The 17,079-nt window shown below is 56.8% G+C and carries 17 protein-coding genes; 7 read left to right on the top strand and 10 right to left on the bottom strand.

Going from position 1 to position 17,079, the window contains the following annotated elements:
* Window positions 1–237: 237 nt before the first annotated feature.
* From ACN0WX_RS00340 to ACN0WX_RS00330, 3 genes are all read left to right on the top strand, one after another.
* On the top strand, window positions 238–1,686 hold the full coding sequence (locus ACN0WX_RS00340) for an aromatic ring-hydroxylating oxygenase subunit alpha (RefSeq protein WP_417620251.1): 1,449 nt from the start codon (window positions 238–240) through the stop codon (window positions 1,684–1,686).
* Window positions 1,686–2,024, top strand: a complete 339-nt coding sequence (locus ACN0WX_RS00335; RefSeq protein WP_417620249.1) for a 2Fe-2S iron-sulfur cluster-binding protein — start codon at window positions 1,686–1,688, stop codon at window positions 2,022–2,024. The genes ACN0WX_RS00340 and ACN0WX_RS00335 overlap by 1 nt, the downstream gene beginning before the upstream one ends.
* Before the next feature lie 61 nt (window positions 2,025–2,085).
* On the top strand, window positions 2,086–2,838 hold the full coding sequence (locus ACN0WX_RS00330; RefSeq protein WP_417620247.1) for a 2-oxo acid dehydrogenase subunit E2: 753 nt from the start codon (window positions 2,086–2,088) through the stop codon (window positions 2,836–2,838).
* Window positions 2,839–2,887: 49 nt separating this feature from the next.
* Here the strand turns inward: ACN0WX_RS00330 and ACN0WX_RS00325 are convergent, their stop codons facing one another.
* Genes ACN0WX_RS00325 through ACN0WX_RS00315 form a run of 3 tightly spaced genes read right to left on the bottom strand, consistent with a single transcriptional unit; the run spans window position 2,888 to window position 5,126 of the window.
* Window positions 2,888–3,118, bottom strand: coding sequence for a biotin/lipoyl-containing protein (locus ACN0WX_RS00325; RefSeq protein ID WP_417620245.1), 231 nt, complete (start codon window positions 3,116–3,118; stop codon window positions 2,888–2,890).
* Window positions 3,115–4,158 carry an alpha-ketoacid dehydrogenase subunit beta gene (locus tag ACN0WX_RS00320; RefSeq protein ID WP_417620244.1) on the bottom strand — a complete coding sequence of 348 codons (1,044 nt, stop codon included), beginning with the start codon at window positions 4,156–4,158 and terminating at the stop codon, window positions 3,115–3,117. Before ACN0WX_RS00320 ends, ACN0WX_RS00325 begins: the two co-directional genes overlap by 4 nt.
* Window positions 4,155–5,126 (bottom strand): thiamine pyrophosphate-dependent dehydrogenase E1 component subunit alpha, encoded by a 972-nt coding sequence (locus tag ACN0WX_RS00315; protein WP_417620242.1) that lies wholly within the window; start codon window positions 5,124–5,126, stop codon window positions 4,155–4,157. The genes ACN0WX_RS00320 and ACN0WX_RS00315 overlap by 4 nt, the downstream gene beginning before the upstream one ends.
* Window positions 5,127–5,280: 154 nt before the next feature.
* Between ACN0WX_RS00315 and ACN0WX_RS00310 the strand changes: the two genes are divergently transcribed.
* A complete protein-coding gene (locus ACN0WX_RS00310) occupies window positions 5,281–5,952 on the top strand; it encodes a TetR/AcrR family transcriptional regulator (protein ID WP_417620240.1) in 672 nt (223 codons plus the stop codon).
* 23 nt (window positions 5,953–5,975) lie between these two features.
* Here the strand turns inward: ACN0WX_RS00310 and ACN0WX_RS00305 are convergent, their stop codons facing one another.
* Genes ACN0WX_RS00305 through ACN0WX_RS00290 form a run of 4 tightly spaced genes read right to left on the bottom strand, consistent with a single transcriptional unit; the run spans window position 5,976 to window position 9,420 of the window.
* Window positions 5,976–6,326, bottom strand: coding sequence for a hypothetical protein (locus ACN0WX_RS00305; protein WP_417620238.1), 351 nt, complete (start codon window positions 6,324–6,326; stop codon window positions 5,976–5,978).
* Window positions 6,327–6,374: 48 nt separating this feature from the next.
* Entirely contained in the window at window positions 6,375–6,824 is a 450-nt protein-coding gene (locus tag ACN0WX_RS00300; RefSeq protein WP_417620236.1) for a hypothetical protein, read from the bottom strand.
* A 50-nt stretch (window positions 6,825–6,874) separates the two neighbouring features.
* On the bottom strand, window positions 6,875–8,095 hold the full coding sequence (locus tag ACN0WX_RS00295; protein ID WP_417620234.1) for a DUF1214 domain-containing protein: 1,221 nt from the start codon (window positions 8,093–8,095) through the stop codon (window positions 6,875–6,877).
* Window positions 8,096–8,148: 53 nt separating this feature from the next.
* Entirely contained in the window at window positions 8,149–9,420 is a 1,272-nt protein-coding gene (locus tag ACN0WX_RS00290) for a sulfotransferase family protein (protein WP_417620232.1), read from the bottom strand.
* A gap of 170 nt (window positions 9,421–9,590) precedes the next feature.
* Here ACN0WX_RS00290 and ACN0WX_RS00285 point away from each other — a divergent pair, with 170 nt between their 5' ends.
* Window positions 9,591–10,421 carry an SDR family NAD(P)-dependent oxidoreductase gene (locus ACN0WX_RS00285; protein ID WP_417620230.1) on the top strand — a complete coding sequence of 277 codons (831 nt, stop codon included), beginning with the start codon at window positions 9,591–9,593 and terminating at the stop codon, window positions 10,419–10,421.
* Here the strand turns inward: ACN0WX_RS00285 and ACN0WX_RS00280 are convergent.
* Entirely contained in the window at window positions 10,418–11,449 is a 1,032-nt protein-coding gene (locus tag ACN0WX_RS00280) for an alcohol dehydrogenase catalytic domain-containing protein (protein WP_417620228.1), read from the bottom strand. The two genes, ACN0WX_RS00285 and ACN0WX_RS00280, sit on opposite strands and share 4 nt — an antisense overlap.
* Complete coding sequence (locus ACN0WX_RS00275; RefSeq protein ID WP_417620226.1) at window positions 11,446–12,540, bottom strand: phosphotransferase; 1,095 nt, start codon at window positions 12,538–12,540, stop codon at window positions 11,446–11,448. Before ACN0WX_RS00275 ends, ACN0WX_RS00280 begins: the two co-directional genes overlap by 4 nt.
* A 117-nt stretch (window positions 12,541–12,657) precedes the next feature.
* Here ACN0WX_RS00275 and ACN0WX_RS00270 point away from each other — a divergent pair, with 117 nt between their 5' ends.
* Window positions 12,658–13,794 (top strand): Gfo/Idh/MocA family protein, encoded by a 1,137-nt coding sequence (locus ACN0WX_RS00270; RefSeq protein ID WP_417620224.1) that lies wholly within the window; start codon window positions 12,658–12,660, stop codon window positions 13,792–13,794.
* A 686-nt stretch (window positions 13,795–14,480) separates the two neighbouring features.
* Window positions 14,481–15,491 carry a zinc-dependent alcohol dehydrogenase family protein gene (locus tag ACN0WX_RS00265; protein WP_417620222.1) on the top strand — a complete coding sequence of 337 codons (1,011 nt, stop codon included), beginning with the start codon at window positions 14,481–14,483 and terminating at the stop codon, window positions 15,489–15,491.
* Window positions 15,492–15,918: 427 nt separating this feature from the next.
* On the opposite strand, the gene ACN0WX_RS00260 is transcribed toward ACN0WX_RS00265, so the two are convergent.
* Window positions 15,919–16,977 (bottom strand): Glu/Leu/Phe/Val family dehydrogenase, encoded by a 1,059-nt coding sequence (locus ACN0WX_RS00260; protein WP_417620220.1) that lies wholly within the window; start codon window positions 16,975–16,977, stop codon window positions 15,919–15,921.
* Window positions 16,978–17,079: the final 102 nt, after the last annotated feature.

Here is a 17,079-nt window from a genome sequence, read left to right as displayed (position 1 = left end):
CTTTGCCTCCAGCCATGGTATCTCCGCCCTTGTCGGGGAAGTTTCCCGGCGCCAGTCCCACGCTCCGTTAATATCGGCAAGAGGTTCCTTGAGCTTGGATGAGAAACGCTGATTGGTCTTGCGCTAGAGAGCGGGTCGCCTTATGAAGCAACTAATCCGAAGCGAACACTTCGAATCGGAGTCGTGGTAATACGGGCGCGATAACCGCCCAAGAAACAAAATTATGGAGAGGCTATCATGGTGGACAAGAATTACAGCTCAAGCGATGCCAGCAAGGTGAACCAGACAGACGTCGATTATCAGGACCCTGACAAGATTCCGTGGATGGGCGATTATATCGCTGCTGATCGTTTCACGCCTCCCGCCTTTCTCTCCGAGCGGTCTACGCAGGAACTTGAGCCCAGGGTGATCTCGAAGGATCGCTATATTACGCGCGAATGGCATGATCGTGAGGTCGAGAAGCTCTGGAAGAAGACTTGGCAGATGGCCTGCCGCGAAAACGATATTCCGGAAGTCGGCGACCAGATCGAATATGAGATCGCCGGTATCTCGATCATCGTCGTGAGATCCGCGCCTGAAGAATTCCATGCCTTTTACAATATCTGCCGGCACCGCAACACGCCGCTTGTAGACGGCTGCAAACATGGCAAGGAAATCAAATGTCCGTTCCATGGCTGGAGCTGGTCACTTGACGGCAAGTTGAAAGATATCCCCTGCCGCTGGGATTTTCCGGGGGTCAAGGATGATGAAAATGGCCTGATCAGCGTCAAGGCGGAGACTTTCAACGGTTTCGTATTCATCAACATGGACCCGGATTCAGAACCTCTGGAAAATTTCATTCCCGAAGAGCTGCGCAAGCAGCTGCTGACCTGGCCGCAAAAGCGTCGCTGGAAAGCCGTCCACGTTGCCCATGTGGTTCCGTGCAACTGGAAGCTCGGAATGGAGGCGTTCCTCGAAGTCTATCATGTGCCGATTATCCATCCTGAAACGGTTTGGTACAATGGCGATTACAATACACAGTATGACAATTACGGCCCGCATGCCCGGATGATGTTCCCACTGTCTGCGCCCAGCCCGTCGATGCGGGGTACGGTGGAACCGCAACAGTGCGTGGACGAAATTCTCACCGGTGAAACGTCTTTCGGCGGCGGACTCGCACAGGCCATGGGCAGCGAATATGCTGTTCCGCAAATGGCGCCGGATGATACGCTCACCGATGTACGTCACCGGATGGCCGACATGCTCAAAAAAGTCTATTCCATGCGGACAGGCAAGGACATGTCCGGCATCAGCGATGTCGAGGCGCTTGATGGTATCCAGTACACGATCTTCCCGAACCTCCAGCCATGGGGCGGCTATTTCTATCCGGCCGTCTATCGTTGGCGTCCGAACGGGAACGATCCTGAGTCCATGATCTATGAGGTCATGGTTCTGGTAGATGTCCCTGATGATCAACCGCTGCCGAAAGATGTCCAGGCAACCTATACGCCGCTTGGAAGCCAGTTGACCGACGCCCCGGGTACCAAGGGCGCCTATGGTTATCTGCTCGACGAGGATTTCGATCAGCTGCGCCGGATTCAGAAGAACCTGCATTCGGACCAGGTGGACCACAATATTTATGCTAATTATCAGGAGCGTAACATCATGAACTTCCATAATCATCTGGAAGCCGCACTGGACAAATAGTGGCTGGCGGCAAAGATATGGTGGTCGTTCGCCTCCAGCCGAGCGGACAAACGTTCGAGGCGGAACCCGGCGAATATATGATGGAATCCGCCGAACAGGCTGGTCTGAGGTGGCCGACCATCTGCCACGGCGATGCGACCTGCCTTGCCTGCTATATCAAGGTGGAAACGGACGGCGGATGTCTCGACGAGATGTCCGCCGCCGAGCGTCAAGCGCTCGAGCCGATCTATATGCGATTTCGAACGACTGCGAAGGACGGCGACTTCCGGTTGGCGTGCAGGGCGCGCGTGCTGGGAGACGTAACGGTTTTCAAACGAGGTGTCCGGCCACGTGATTGAGCGTGATTGCGGCGCGGCGCTGACGGGGCTGGCCGCCTCATACATGAACGGAGTCCAATAAATGAACGCAACTGAAATTCTGGGAAGCCTGCCACCCTGGCCGGAGGTTGATTTCAGCGAATTCGGGGAAGTGGAAGCGCAGCCGCTTTCACGGATGCAGAAACTGGCAGGCGGATTTCTGGCACGCAACTGGGTTGCGATCCCCCATGTCACCCATCATGACGATGCCGACATCACCCGGATGGAGGAACGACGCCGGGTGCACAATGCTGATAATCCGGCTGCCAAGCTCACCCCGCCGGCGCTGATTGCTAAGGCGCTTATCGCCGCTCTCAAGCAGTTTCCGCAGTTCAATGCATCAATCGATCAGAAGACGGGCGCACTGATTCTGAAGAAATATTATAATATCGGATTTGCGGTCGAGACGCCCGGCGGGCTGCTTGTGCCGGTGGTCACAAATTGTGACACAAAGCCGGCCGTCGAAATCGGCGCCGAGCTTGCGGCACTGGCGACAAAAGCGCGAGAAAAGGGGCTTTCCACGGCGGAGATGTCGGGCGGGTGCATGACGATCACTTCTCTTGGCCATATTGGCGGTACGGGGTTCACGCCGATCATCAATGCGCCGGAGGTGGCGATATTGGGCGTGACGCAGGCCCGGCGGCTGCCAACGCCGGGACCGTATGGCGATATCGTCTGGCGGAAAATGTTGCCATTGTCGCTGAGCTATGATCACCGGGTCATCAACGGCGCCGATGCGGCGCGCTTTGTCAACTGTGTTGCGGAGCAGTTGGACGGCGAAGAGATTTTCAGCTGATGCGAGAAAGGGGGCCGCGAATCCCCCTCCCGTTTGAATTTCGATGGCGTCAGTTCAATTCTGCGATAACAGTTCCGACTTCGTAGGTTTCACCTTCTTCACCCAGCAGGCGAATTATCCCACCCACTGGTGCCTCTATTTCGTTGGTCGCCTTGTCGGTCTCCAGCGAATATATGGCCGTACCTTCGGCCACAGTGTCGCCATCCGCGACAAGCCATTCGGTGAGAATTCCTTCCACCATTGCCGTTCCGATTTTGGGTATCTTGATCTGCTTCGTCATATTTTGAGGGACCTCCGAATTCCTGCTTCAATTTTCTGGGTGCCGCCCAGCCAAGCCTGCTCGAGGACAGTGGCATAGGGGACAGGCGCAAATGGTGCGCCGATGCGGACGACCGGGCTAGCAAGCTGGCCGAACAACTCTTCGTTGATCCGTGCAGCGACCTCGGCACCGACACCGAATTTTGTGACGGCCTCATGGACAACGACCGCACGTTTGGTTTTCGCCACCGAAGCAAAAACTGTCGCTTCGTCCCATGGCGAAATCGTCCGCAGGTCGATGACTTCAACTCCTATGCCTTCTTTGCCCAGTGCTTCAGCTATAACCCGAATATCAGCCATCGGGCGACCATAGCCGATAACGGTAACATCGGATCCGGCACGTTCGACATGAGCCTTGCTCAGGGGGATACGATAGCCGCGTTCGGGTGCATCGCCCTTCGCACCACCGAAATAGAGCGGGCCGTTCTCGATGAAGAGACAAGGATCATCGTCAAAAATGCATGATAGCAGCAATCCATAAGTATCCGCCGGCGTCGACGGAACAACGACCTTCATGCCGGGCGTATGGGCGAACCAAGCTTCAAGCATATCGGAATGTTGTGCGCCGAAATTTGCGCCAGCGCCGGTGGCCGTGCGGATGGTGAGGGGAACATTTGTTTTCCCCCCGGACATGAATCGCAGCTTGGCGGCGTGGTTTGTGATCTGGTCCATTGCCAAGGTGATGAAGTTCATCATCATGATCTCGGCGACCGGCCGCATACCTGCGATCGCCGCGCCAACTGCCGCGCCTGCGATCGCTTGTTCTGAAATCGGAGTCGACCGGACACGGTGCATGCCGTGTTTGGTCGAAAGGCCGTTGGTCGCCTTATAGGTTCCGCCATCCTGCGGGTCGGCAATATCCTCGCCGAGCAGGAACACCGTCGGATCGTCGGTAAGGGCATCGTCCAACGCGGCGTTGGTCGCGTTGACGAAACTAATCTTACGCGGGGCGTCAGCCTTGGATTTCGCGATGCCCGGCTTCTTTTGCGTCAATCCGCTCATGCGGCAACCTCCGAATAAATGTCGATTTCAATTTCCGACACATCAGGGTCGGGGCTGTTTTTGGCGAACTCGACAGCTTCATCAAGCTCGGCTCGAATTTCGCTTTCGATGGCTGACAGAGCTTCCTCCGTCGCATGGCCTTCCTGCAGGATGCGGGCGCGAAAGGTCACAACCGGATCGGTTTCGAGAGCCTTTTCGAGCCAGCCTTCCGGTTGATATTTCATGGCGTCGCCGACATAATGTCCGGCTAGCCGCGGGGCGACGGCTTCGATCAGCGTCGGCCCTTTGCCAGCGCGCGCGCGCTCGATAGCTGTTTTTGAGGCCTCCCAAACTGCGATGGGGTCGGTTCCGTCGACGGTTATGCCCTCCATGCCGTATGCGGCCGCCCGGTCGGCGACATGTTCGTTTTCCTGATGCTCATGGATAGCTGTGTGCTCCCCCCACAGGTTATTGTGGCACAGAAAGATCACCGGCAGTTTCCAGAGCTGTGCCATATTCAACGCTTCGTGGAAGGCGCCGATATTGGTCGCTCCGTCGCCAAAATTGACGACCGTGACGAGATCGTCGCCGCGCAGCTGGCTAGCGATCGCAAAGCCATTGGCGATCGGGATGCCGCTGCCGACAATGCCCGTTGTCACCATTAGTCCGGCTTCGGGATAGGTGATGTGCATCGGGCCGCCCTTACCCTTGCATGGCCCGGTCGCCTTGCCGAGATATTCCGACCAGAGCGCCTTGAGCGGAACACCCTTGGCGAGTTCGTCGCCCATGCCGCGATAGGTGGTGATGGTGGTGTCAGCAGATCGCAGGTGGGCGCTTATCCCGGCCGAGATTGCTTCCTCACCCCAAGGCATGTGCACTAGCAGCATAGCCTCTCCGGAAAGGACCATGGACCTAACCCGTTCGCAGGATTGACGAATCATGGTCATCGTCCGGTACATTTGCAGGATTTCCTGGACATTAGGATTCATTCGGCATGCTCCATTTGCTGTTCGATCTAGCTGTCGAAGTTTAGATAGCAGATACTTCGATGTGATTGCTCCGTCAAGGCGATTTATTCGGCCTGAGGGTTGCGGCACGTACGTACTCGTGTAGATATGAAAAGGGATCAGGGGAAAATTAAGTATGACTGCCAAGGCTCAAAAAATTAAGCCTCCGCGCAAGCGGAGGCGGTCGCCTGTCGAAATCCGGGGGCTCTTGCTGGATGCCGCGCGGGATCATTTCCGTGAGCGCGGTTATGCCAATTCGACAACCCGTGACATCGCAGATCGAGCCGGGCTTTCCGAGGCCATGCTGTTTCGCCAGTTTGGCACCAAGGCGGCGTTGTTCGAACAGGCGATACTAGAACCGTTCAACGAGTTCGTGTCGAATTTCGTCGAAGAATGGACGAAGCAGAATGTGGCAGGTTCGGGAGAGGTTGGCCTTGAGCAGCTGTCCCGCAGCTATGTCAGTCAGTTCTACCAGCTGTTGCGCGAACAAGGCGCGTCGATGATGGCCATGCTCACCGCCTATCTTTACGAGCAGGGCGCGCCACTCGGTTCCGGCGAGACCATGGAATCGCCGCTTGGCGTGATCCTCCAGCAGGTCCAGGATCAAATCGATAGTCGTCGGGCCGAGTTTGGCATCGACGAGGAATTCGACGTGCGCTTTGCAACGAGAGCAGTTTATGCACTGGTGTTCGGGGTTTCAGTCCTTGAGGACTGGCTGTTTCCGGAAGGGCCGGGCGATACCGAACATATGGTCGACAAGCTGACGGAATTCATCGAATTTGGCTGGCGCGGTAAACCCAAAAGCTGAATGCCGGCCTTGCCGCAAGTAAACTAGGCCGTGATGAATATATCCTCGTAAAGCCATTCGGTCGGAACAGGATCAAAACTCACCACTTTCATAATTTTCTGATTCTCGCCGCCGGCCGCTACCGCTTCGTTGAGGTGCCGAATAGGTTCCTCCAGATCGTCTGCTTCCAGTTCGTAGATGGTGAGGAAGCCGAATTCATTGGGAGAGCTGCCATCCCCCGGCCTTGCCGGGCGCTTGAAGCGCATGACCCGCGCACTGACGAAGCCCGGCAGCGAGGTGATGAACGGGGTAAACTCCGTCTTGTACCAGTTGAGAAACGCGTCTTCGTGGCCTGGATTGGCATTTATGCGCGACATCAATATTCCCTTTGCCATGTCATTCTCCCAAATGTTTGAATCATTGTGTAAATGCGGTGCGCGCGTTCAGTCGGGTACCCAGCCCAACACTTTGTCGACGACGGTTTCGACCGCAGCGCTCTCACTCTCTTTGCCCCGCCATTCCAACCCCTCTCGGCTGGTCGGCTTGGATGTCACGAACAGATCCTCATAGAGCCATTCGGTCGGCACGGGATCGAAGCTCACAGCTTCGGTTATCTTGATGCAATCGCCATGGCCAACCTCGGCCTCGCGCAAATGGCGCAGTGGTGTCTGGAGGTCGTCTGCTTCCAGTTCATAGATGGTGAGAAAATCGAAGGCGTTGGGGCTGCCTGCCTCTTCGTTGCTGGCGGGGCGCTTGAAGCGCATCACCCGCGCACTGACAAAGCCGGGAAGCGATGCCACATAGGGGGTGAAATAGCTTCTGTACCAATTGAGGAATTCATCCTCCTGGCCCGGCTTGGCGCTCACTCGTGTTAGCAATATACCCTTCTTCATCCCGGCCTTCCTTCAAATCTGGTCGTGGCGAACCTGTGTCGCCGCAAGGATCACCATTTGCGGCGCAATTGTGCCGCACGCTTTCGTTCGCGAAGTGAAGCATCCCGCTGTTCGGGAGATACGACGGGCGTCGCCGATGGAAGATGCGCCCGGACGTCCGCCAGTTTGACCTTTTTAAGGGTCGGAACCGGCGCGTCTGCGCCCATATATCGGCGCCCGAAAAGGATGCCCCGTTGATAGCCTGCGGTATCGAGCCAGTTGGGAATGCCTGGGTCGGTTGCGGCGATGACCGCCCGAAAGCAGCCGTCAGGATCGATGACGGCATCATGGCCGTTAAGGCTCGTCTGCCGTGTCTGGTAATCAAGATAGCGCGCCAACTCGTCTTCAAGCGCGAAGGACCAATAACGGCAGGGTTCGGGCAATTTGGCTTCGAGGATAAGCGCCTCACCCGGTTCAAGATCGAACATGCCTTGCGTATAGGCTTGCGTCTTTACCCCGCCATAGTCACCATAGTCGGCGGAACCGAGCACGTTGACCAAGCCTTGCGGTGCCAGACTGTTGGCCCATTCCATCGCGAAGCGGTTCATCGACTCCACCCATTCGGCAATCTGCTTCAGACGCTCTTCCAGCTGATAAAAGGTTGGCCTCGGTCTGCTGACCGGCGTGTCGAGGCGGTCGATCGTCAGCCGTGGGGCGGTTTCATTCGCCCAGTCATAATACATCAGCCGGACCATGATATAGCTGGTACCGGGCTTGAGTTCCCACCAGTCGCTACCATTTGCGGCTGGCCGCTCGGGGCTGACGATTACCTCGAACGAACCATCCTCGCCGATTTGAAGGCTGTCGAGATCGTGGCTCGCCAGCGTCGGGCCAAGGTTTCCCTTGCCGGTCGGAAAAAGCGGTCCGCTTCCCAAGCCGAAATCAGCGCATCGTACAGTGCCCCGGAATCCGGATATCCGGTAGGTCCCATCATCGTTTACGGGGCAGACATAGTAGATGAAATCGGGGCAGGCCCCGCCATTATTGCCATAGCCGGGATTGTAATAGGGGGTCCAGTCAGGATGGGCGGGGTCGGCATAGAGCAGCCCGACATAGCCGTGCGCAATCGTCGAATATAGCGCGTCATGAAATTCGCACCGAAGCTGGCGGTCGCCAGGGTGCAAAAGCAGCGGAGCCAGGCGCCCTCCGATTGGGAGCAGCGGCTGCAGGATGTCCGCCCATTCCTGTCCGACCGATCCGCCGAATCCCTCATCCCTTTTCTGGTCCGTCATGGCCTTCTCCCTTCAGCTGTCTCGCTACTTGTGCCCTGTGTTCTTGTCGCTCGTTATGCCTCGTTCGGTACGTCGTAATATTGCTGGTAGCGGGCATAGAGCTCACGCACCCTCGCCAGTTCTTCCGACGAATGCGGTTCGTAATGATGGGCATGGCCTTTGCGCTGTTCGGCATTGCGGGTATCATAGGCTGTGATGGCCTCCTGGGATTGCTCGGTCAGTTCGATCCCGAAGTGATCGTAGATGGCCTGAACCGATCCCACGCGATCTTTCACGAAATCGCGGAATTTCAAATGGAATATCCGATCACCAGGGATGTCCTTTGCCTCGATCTGGTCGATGACCCTGTTGGCGAGCATGGAAATCAGTGCATCGTCGGTCGCCTGGGCGCACAGGTCCTGATGCGCACGGTAATTGTCGCTCCGCTGCCAGTATAGCGTGTTGACCATATTCCCGGCCGAGGGCGTGATCTTCGCGGGGTCGCGGTGAGTGTAGATCACACAGGCATCGGGGAAGGTTTCGAAGAGGAGTGTGAACTCCATGAAATGGACCGGGGATTTCAGGACCCAGCGATCGCGTTTGTGCTTCCACTGGAGCAGTTTCAAAGCCCGCTTGTGATAGTCATAGGCAGGCTTCATGTCCGCACCGGAAAACCATTTCATATAGCTTGGCGCTTTGCCCAGATAGGCCATCACGCCGCTTCGAAACGCCAGCTGGTGGAAATAATTGTCCTCGGCCGGGATCATGGCATGGTGTTCATGCTGGTCCCTGAATTCAGGCGTCACCTCGTTCCACCACTGCGCCACGCCTTCGGCTTTGGCTATCCGCGGATCATTGTCATAGCTCTCGTCTTCGGGGGGCGGGCAGGGGAACCAATATTCCCAATAATAGGGCACTTGATTGCTCGGATCGGCTCCCAGGATGTTCTGCAGGGCCGATGTACCGGTTCGCGGCGCACCTGCGATCACGAGCGGCGCGACTATCTCCTGATCGGCGATTTCGGGATGGCGCTTATAAGTGTCTTCGATCCGCAGCCTTGCCTCCAGCGTGACGAGCAATTCGCTCCTCGTCATGATGCGGCCGATAAGGTTGAGGTCACCTTCCGAATCGATGCTGTTCACGAGAAGGCGGAAAGGCTCGCGCCAATCGTCGCTGCCGAAATCGGAAAAGCCGGTATTGCTGATTGCAGTGGAGATGAGGTTGTCAGGATCCAGGGGAACGATCGCGCGAATGTCGAGCGCCCGGCCTTGCTCGTTTACCTTTTCGACCCATTCTGGCCGCTTCGGTGGTTGCCAGATCCGCTGTGTCATTTCTGCTTCTGCCACCGTCTCTCTCCCGTCCATTAATTTCCCATCGTGACCAAGCAAAGTGTGCCTCCAATATAACTTACTGGTCAAGCAAATAATTATATGCAATGAGATAGCCTGGCTTGGCTGGATTCGAGCGTCGGCTGAACGCGCGGTTCTTGTTGGCCGGAAATATGGGGAAAGTGGCAATGGATTTGGGGCTGAAGGATGCGGCTGTCTGCGTTAGCGGAGGAAGCAAGGGGATAGGCCGCGCAACCGCGCTTGCCTTTGCCGGTGAAGGTGCCCGAGTCGTAATCACTTCACGCAACGGCAAGGATCTCACCCGAGTCGTTGACGAACTGCTCACCGCTGGTGCGCCGGACGCGTTCGGTCTGCAGGCCGATGTCGGCAACGCACCGGACATTGCATCGCTCTTCACGCAGATTGAAAACCGCTGGGGTGAACTCAACACGCTGGTCAATATGGCAAGCTCGACCGACCCCGCGCGCCTTGGCGCCTTTCTCGACCTGGACGACGAGGATTGGGATTATCATTATACCATTGGCTTGTTGAGTGTCGTACGATGCTCGCGGGCCGCCATTCCTTTGATGCGCAGAGCGGGATGGGGCCGGATTATCAATGTTTCGTCGATTTCCTCGCGGCTAGGTATGCCGTTCGATATGCCTTACACCGCGACCAAGGCTGGTCTGAACGCGCTTACAAAGTCGCTCGGACGAACATTCGCGACAGAAAACATTTTGATCAACACTATAACGCCGGGCGCCTTCTACACTGCCAGCCTGCGGCATCAGTTGATCGAGACCGGCGGCGTGAAGGCGGGTCTCAATCCTGACAGTCTGCTTGATGCCGCGCAGTGGGTCGCTGATCGCTTCGACGGGAGGCCGGTCGGGGCGATTGGGCGCGTCGCGATGCCTGAGGAGATCGGGCCGCAAATACTTCTCCTAGGATCGCGCGCCAACAGCTATATGGCCGGTGCCAATGTCGTGATCGACGGTGGTACGGATTTTTCGACCGGCTAGTCGTCGGAAAGCATCGGATCGAGCATGACTTTCACATGCGGTGTCGCGCCGCGCAATGCATCGAATATATCCGGAAACGCCCCAAAAGAGACGGTTTGCGTGACCATTGCCGAGGGCTCTGTCCGACCCGCGTGAAGCGCGTCCGCCACGTCCTGGAAATCCTTCAGCGAATAGCCGACGGCATATTGGATGCGGACTTCCTTCATGGCTCCGTAAAAATGCGGGACCGGATCCGGGTGCGTACACATGCCAACGACCAATATGGTGCCGCGCGGGCGTACGCACATGATCGACTGACCCACCAGGCCGACCTGGCCGGCGCATTCGAAGACGATATCGGGCGCTCCGCCAAGCGCTTCGGCGACTTTCGCGGGCACGTCGCCGTCCGCTGTTAAGAAGCGGGTCGCCCCCATCTCGGTCGCGAGGCCGGAACGCCTGGCGGTCCGTGCAACCGCAACTATATCGGATGCGCCAAGGCGTTTGGCCCAGTAAATTGTCGCGAGCCCAATGGGGCCAACCCCGGTGACCATCACTTTCGAACCCGGCCTGACTCCCGAAAGCCGTGCCGCATGAAGACCGCAGGCGAGAGGCTCGACCAGCGCGCCATCCTGCAAGGATAGGCCTGCGGGAAGCCGGATCAGCGCATCCGCCTGGGCAAGCGCATATTCGCCATAGCCGCCGCCGCGCTGGGCCATGTTCGCACAAAAAAACAAATCGCCGGCGCGGCAATTCTCGCAATGGCCGCAACCTGAAACTGCAAGCGGAGCCACGTGGTCGCCGATTGCGAGGCCGGTAACATCCGGTCCGATCGCGACGATTTCGCCCGCGAATTCGTGACCAAGAATACTACCCGGCGGGAAAAGGCCGCTCATCAGCGAACCTTCATGCTCTTCGGTCAGGTGCAGATCGCTCGTGCAGATGCCGCACCGGCCGACCTGAACGACAACTTCATTGCCTTTGGGCGCCGGGTCGGCAACTTCTTCGATCCTGAGCGGCTCTCCGGCTTTGTGAAATACCGCAGCCTTCATGCCAGCAGCCCCAGTGTATCAAGATCATAGGCAGCCCATGCCAGCCGGGTCGCACCAGCGGCGTTCACGGCTTCAGGCTGGAACTGGCCATTCTCATCGCCATTTCCCATCCATGTGATCAGGCCAAACAGCATGTTGGTGCGATAGGTCCACCAGGCTTCCTCGAAACTTGGCGCGGGTGCCCCATGGCGGGTGAGTTCGCGTAGATAGCGCCCGAGGAGGGGGCGCTCCCATTCGCGCCGGTCGGCCACATCCAGCGCGTTGGCGAGGAAATAGGGAACATCATAGGCCCAGTTGCCCGTCTTGACGCTCCAGTCGTAAGCGCCGCCACGACCATCACCATCGACATAGGTGTTACCGATATGATGATCGCCATGGACGAGCGTTTGCGGCTCTTTGCGATGATGTCTGCGCAGCTTTTCGAGCGCCCGCTGCATCCGGTCAGCGTCCTTGAAGGGGGCGGGTAGGCCCGAGGCCCGCGGAAGGGTTGCGAAATGGGTCCAGCTGTCGGGTTCGAGCAGCGCGCTGTGCCGGATGCCGAGAATGCTGTCATGGACATCTTCAAGCCAGTCGGCGAGCGGCGCCTCGCTCAGCTTGGGGCTGTCCCACCAAGTCGCATGGAGCTTGGCGAGATTGTCAATCAGCGCGGCCGCCTGGTCATAGGTGTAAGGCGCGAGCGCGTGGCCGAAGATCACATTGCGCTGCGACAAGTCTTCCATCAGGATCACGGCATGGTCGGGGTCCGGATAGAAGCCTGCAAAATAGGTTTCGGGTGCGTCGACCCCGCTGACCTGCGTGATGTCCCGATAAGCATACATCTCGGTCGCCTGAACGGCATTGTACCAGGATGGGTCCTGCCGCCCGAAGCCGCCTTTGATGACCATCGTAACCGGAAGCCCCGCTTCGATGCCAGCCTTGTTGTAAGCGAGCCGAACTTTGATCTTGACCGCAGCTCCCTGGATCAGTTCCTCAATCTCGGCGGTTTGCACCTCCAGTCCGTCATAATTTTGCGAGAGGACAGTGGTCAGCCATTCCGGTCCGATGGCGCTGATCTCCGGTGCGTCAGTGATATCGCGCGGATAGGTCATCATCTAATCATCCCGTTTGAGTCTTGCTTTTCAAAGCAACTACTTCGATGTATATGCTTCGTCAAGTTTTCTGGCCCTATCCGGAAGTGGATCTGTGCAGCGTAATTGAGAGGAAATGGGGTGCGATCAACCATTGGTGTAGGAATTATCGGGGCGAATCCCGATCGCGGTTGGGCGCATGATGCGCATATTCCGGCTATCCAAGCATCGCCGCAATTCGAACTGAGAGCGGTGTCCACCTCGCATACCGAAACCGCGGAACGGGCGGGCAGGATCTACGGAGTTCCCTCTTTCGATACGCCCGAAGCTCTGGTGAAGCACCCGGCCGTTGAACTTGTTGTCATTGCCGTCAAGGTGCCCAAACACAAGATGCTGGTCAAAGCTGCTCTCGCGGAACGGAAGGCCATCCTGTGCGAGTGGCCTCTCGGTAACGGATTGGAGGAGGCCGTAGAGCTTGCCGAAAAAGCGGAAGCTCTCGGGGTGAAGGGGTTTGTCGGCCTTCAGGCGCGGTCGGCTCCCGGTTTCCGTCATGTTTCCAGCCTGCTTCGCCAAGGCTATGTGGGTGAGGTGCTGTCGACATCCATCGTTGCATCGGGCGGATCGTGGGGGTCTGTGATTGAGAGGCAAAGCGCGTATATTCTCGACGAGTCGAACGGGGCGTCGCTCCTTACTATCCCGTTCGGCCACACCATGGAGGGTGTCTGCTATTGCCTGGGCGAGGCAGACTATCTGAGCGCAGAAATGGCGACCCGCCGCAACACCGTAACCGAGATCGAGACCGGGCAGCAGCTGGCTATGACGGTGGCCGACCAGATTGCGGTGTCGGGCCGACTGCAATCAGGGGCGACCCTTTCTGCCCACTTTAGAGGCGGGCTGTCATCTGGCCTGAACTTCCATTGGGAAATCAATGGCACAGAAGGTGATATCGTCGTTTCCGGCGAAAACGGGTTATCCCAGATGTGCGAGCTCGTCGTAGCGGGTGCAAAGACAGGAAACGGGCTGACACGCATTCCGACTCCTCCGAATTGCCTATGGGCACCCAGCGGTTCAGGCTCACCGGCTGGAGCTCCGTTTAACGTGGCGCAGGCCTATGCACTGATTGCAAAAGATCTTTCTGACGGCGGGCATAGGAGTCCGACTTTTAACGATGCGGTAAAGCGGCACCGGATGCTTGAGGCAGTGGAAAAGGCTGCACGCACTGGACTGCGGCAGAGCTATCTGGAAGATCAAGGTCGGGGGAATTGCAGGCACGTATAGCCAGATACTGACATGGTTGTGGGGTCCTGATCCGCATCGATTATGCTCCGGATTCAACATCGTCAGTTTGATACGGGCGGTTTTGCCAAACCCAGATGTCTCAAGTTCAATGGCTGGGCAAGATTATAGATAGTCAAAATTGCGGAACTACGGCCCCTCGTTCCAAATCAACGATATACTGCTGAGGCAGATCAGGTCGCTCACTCAGCTCTGCCTTTGCCAGCTCTTTTCCCTTTCGGATCCGGCAGACATTGTGATCAACGGATTTCCGTATTTCCATGCACAAAGCATTCGCTTGCCAGATAGTGCGACTGTGCTGGCCGTGGTCCGATAGTTGAATTTTGGTTGCTGAAACATTGGTCATCGAAATTACCTGCTGGATGGGTAGCTCTCCCTGAAAAGCCGATTCATTTGGCTGATCGGAAGCATAGGGAAATGCACGCATGTAATGGCAGAAAACCGGTGGAGAATTTATCGGGCTCCATGCACAAATTACCTCCAGAATGACAAATTTCCTGTAGATTCATTGTTATGCCGGGAAACGGATTGGTGAGACCCGTTCGCGACAGCCTGCTTCGCGCACTACCATTTATGCCCTATATATTATAATTAGCCAATTATAGGGCGACACTTGAATATAGTGGCGCAGAAAACTTGTCCCATCGATGAAGGAGCTAACGCAAAAAATGAAGTGCATCAGCGTCAAGCATCCGCCCAGCCTTGACAATCTGCTTCTTGAGAATCGCGAGCCTGCTCCAGAGCCAGGACCGGGCGAGATCAAGGTCAGTATCCGAGCGGGGTCGCTGAACTTCCGGGATTCGCTAGTCGTAAATGGTTTCTTTCCCGCACCCGATGGCCTTATTCCCCTGTCGGATGGTGCCGGTGATGTCATCGCTATTGGCTCCGGTGTGAGCGAATTTGCTATTGGTGACCGGGTGGTGAGCATCTTCCACCCCAAATGGCTTGATGGCTTTTTGGACAAGCGCGATCTGGACAATTCGCCAGGCGGCCCAGCAGATGGCTTCGCATGTGAAGAAGCCACCAGGCCTGCAACCCATTTTACCCGTGCTCCGGAAAACCTCTCCTACGCCGAGGCCGCGACTTTGACCTGTGCGGGCGTTACTGCCTGGCGGGCTGTAGTGACAGATGGCAATGTCCACCCCGGGGAGTGGGTACTGGTGCAAGGCACTGGCGGCGTTTCCCTGTTCGCGCTGCAATTTGCCAAGGCCGCCGGGGCAAAGGTGATTGCCACATCTTCCAGCACCGAAAAGATGGATCGCCTGAAAGCCTTGGGTGCGGACCATGTTATCAATTATGCCGAAAACGAGAACTGGGGCGATGCAGTGCTCGATCTTACCGGCGGGCTTGGTGTCGAACATATTGTCGAGGTAGGTGGGCCGAACACGCTCAAACAATCATTCCATTGTGCCCGCACGGGAGGGCATATTGCCATTATCGGGGCGGTTGGCGGCTTCGATGTCGATGCCATGCCCTTCGTCATCCTGCAGGCAAAGCGCCTGCGCGTCCAGGCAGTAACTGTCGGCACCAGGCGCGATCAGATCGAGATGGTCAGGGCCATAGAAACACACCGGATCAAACCGGTGGTCGATAAACTGTTCCAGCTCGACGATCTTGCTGAAGCATTCAGACATTTGCAATCCGGCAGCCATGTCGGGAAAGTCTGTGTTGAGATGTGAACGGGCTTCCGCTTGCGGAACTGGTAACTGTTAGTCTGAATGTACGCGATTGAGCGCGAAAAGGTCACAGATTGTTGCGGCTAAAATCGTGCGAGCGAAAGGGAGGTTGTCGAAAGCCGGGTTCGATCGGCAGGTTATCCGCAGCTGGCTGCTGTGCGACCACGTGCGCGTTCACTCGTGAGCCGATTCTACGGACCGTACCAGCGGCATGCTGGCAATTTTCGCAGCTAGGATATCGGCCTGTTCCGCAGGCATCCGGCTGGTTTCGATGAACAATCGGTATATTGAGTTTTGTAACCGAAGCTCGACGCGCAATGGGTCAATCTGCCGCTGCGCAAAGAAATTCATCGCTCGAAGCGCGGTCGCTATCTCCGGTTCGCAACAGATGCTGAAAACCGTACCGGGATTCTGCTCGTCGCTGGCCGGTTTATGCAACTTTTGACCGATAGGCTTGTGCAATGACTTTTCCGGCAGCAGCATCGGCTAATATATTCATTGGTTCACCACTCGCTTCGGAATCACCGATCAGGCGCAACAATCGATCAGGAATCTGCAATATGCGCTGTTCGACCGACCCGACTGACTCACCCAAATATTCTGCCGATACATTGATGATGCCGCCAGCATTGACGAGATAGTCGGGCGCATAGACTATTTTGCGTTTGGCCAATTGTCGGCCCTGCGCGGATGTGGCTAACTGATTATTTGCAGCGCCGCATATCAGGCGGGCTTTGAGCAACGCGACACTTTGTTCAGTCAGGATGCCTCCAAGCGCGCAGGGTGCAAAAACATCCATTGCATGGCCAACAATCTGGTTGCAGGCGACGACATCCGCGCCAAACAAAGTTGCAGCACGGGCGCATTTCGCACTGTCGATATCGCTGATGAGTAATTTTGCCCCCGCCTCATTCAGTCTTGTGCACAAATCCATGCCCACATGGCCTAACCCCTGGATACCAACCACCAAGTCGCTCAGCTCTGCTTTATAGACATGCTTTGCAGCTGCTTGCATCGACAGAAATACGCCAAGACCTGTCCAAGGCGAGGGATCTCCGCCAGCAGCATCTTCGCGCCGAGGTAGGCCGGCAACATAGGATGTGCGCTTTGCAATTTCTGCCATGTCATTTGGCGTGCAGCCAACGTCTTCTGCCGTTACATATATACCGCCCAAATCTTCGATGAAATCTCCGAACGCGCGGAACAGGGATTGCCGTTCTTCCAGACTGAGCACTTGCCCTGGCTTCAACATCAGCACTGCTTTTCCACCGCCGAACGGCAGGCCGGCCAGCGCGTTTTTAAAAGTCATCCCGGCAGATAAGCGAAGCGCGTCCTCGATGGCTCGTTCTTCGCTATCATAGTGCCACATCCGGCAGCCTCCCGCGGCAGGCCCAAGGGCAGTAGAGTGTATCGCGACGATACCACGCACATGCGTTTCCTGATGTTCAAACTTGTGAACGGCCTCATGTGGTGCCTGGGCTGAGAACATGGCTGATTTTCCTTCGGATTAAGGGGCGTAAGAATGGAGAATTATTTAAGCTCGTTTATCCCGGAAAAAGGAAATTATCTTGCCCTATTCGGCGAAAATTCG

The sequence above is a fragment of the Parasphingorhabdus sp. genome, assembly GCF_048269915.1.
GTDB lineage: Bacteria > Pseudomonadota > Alphaproteobacteria > Sphingomonadales > Sphingomonadaceae > Parasphingorhabdus.
The sequence above is the reverse complement of the archived record's forward strand: the minus strand, read 5'-3'. Positions and strand labels throughout refer to the sequence as shown.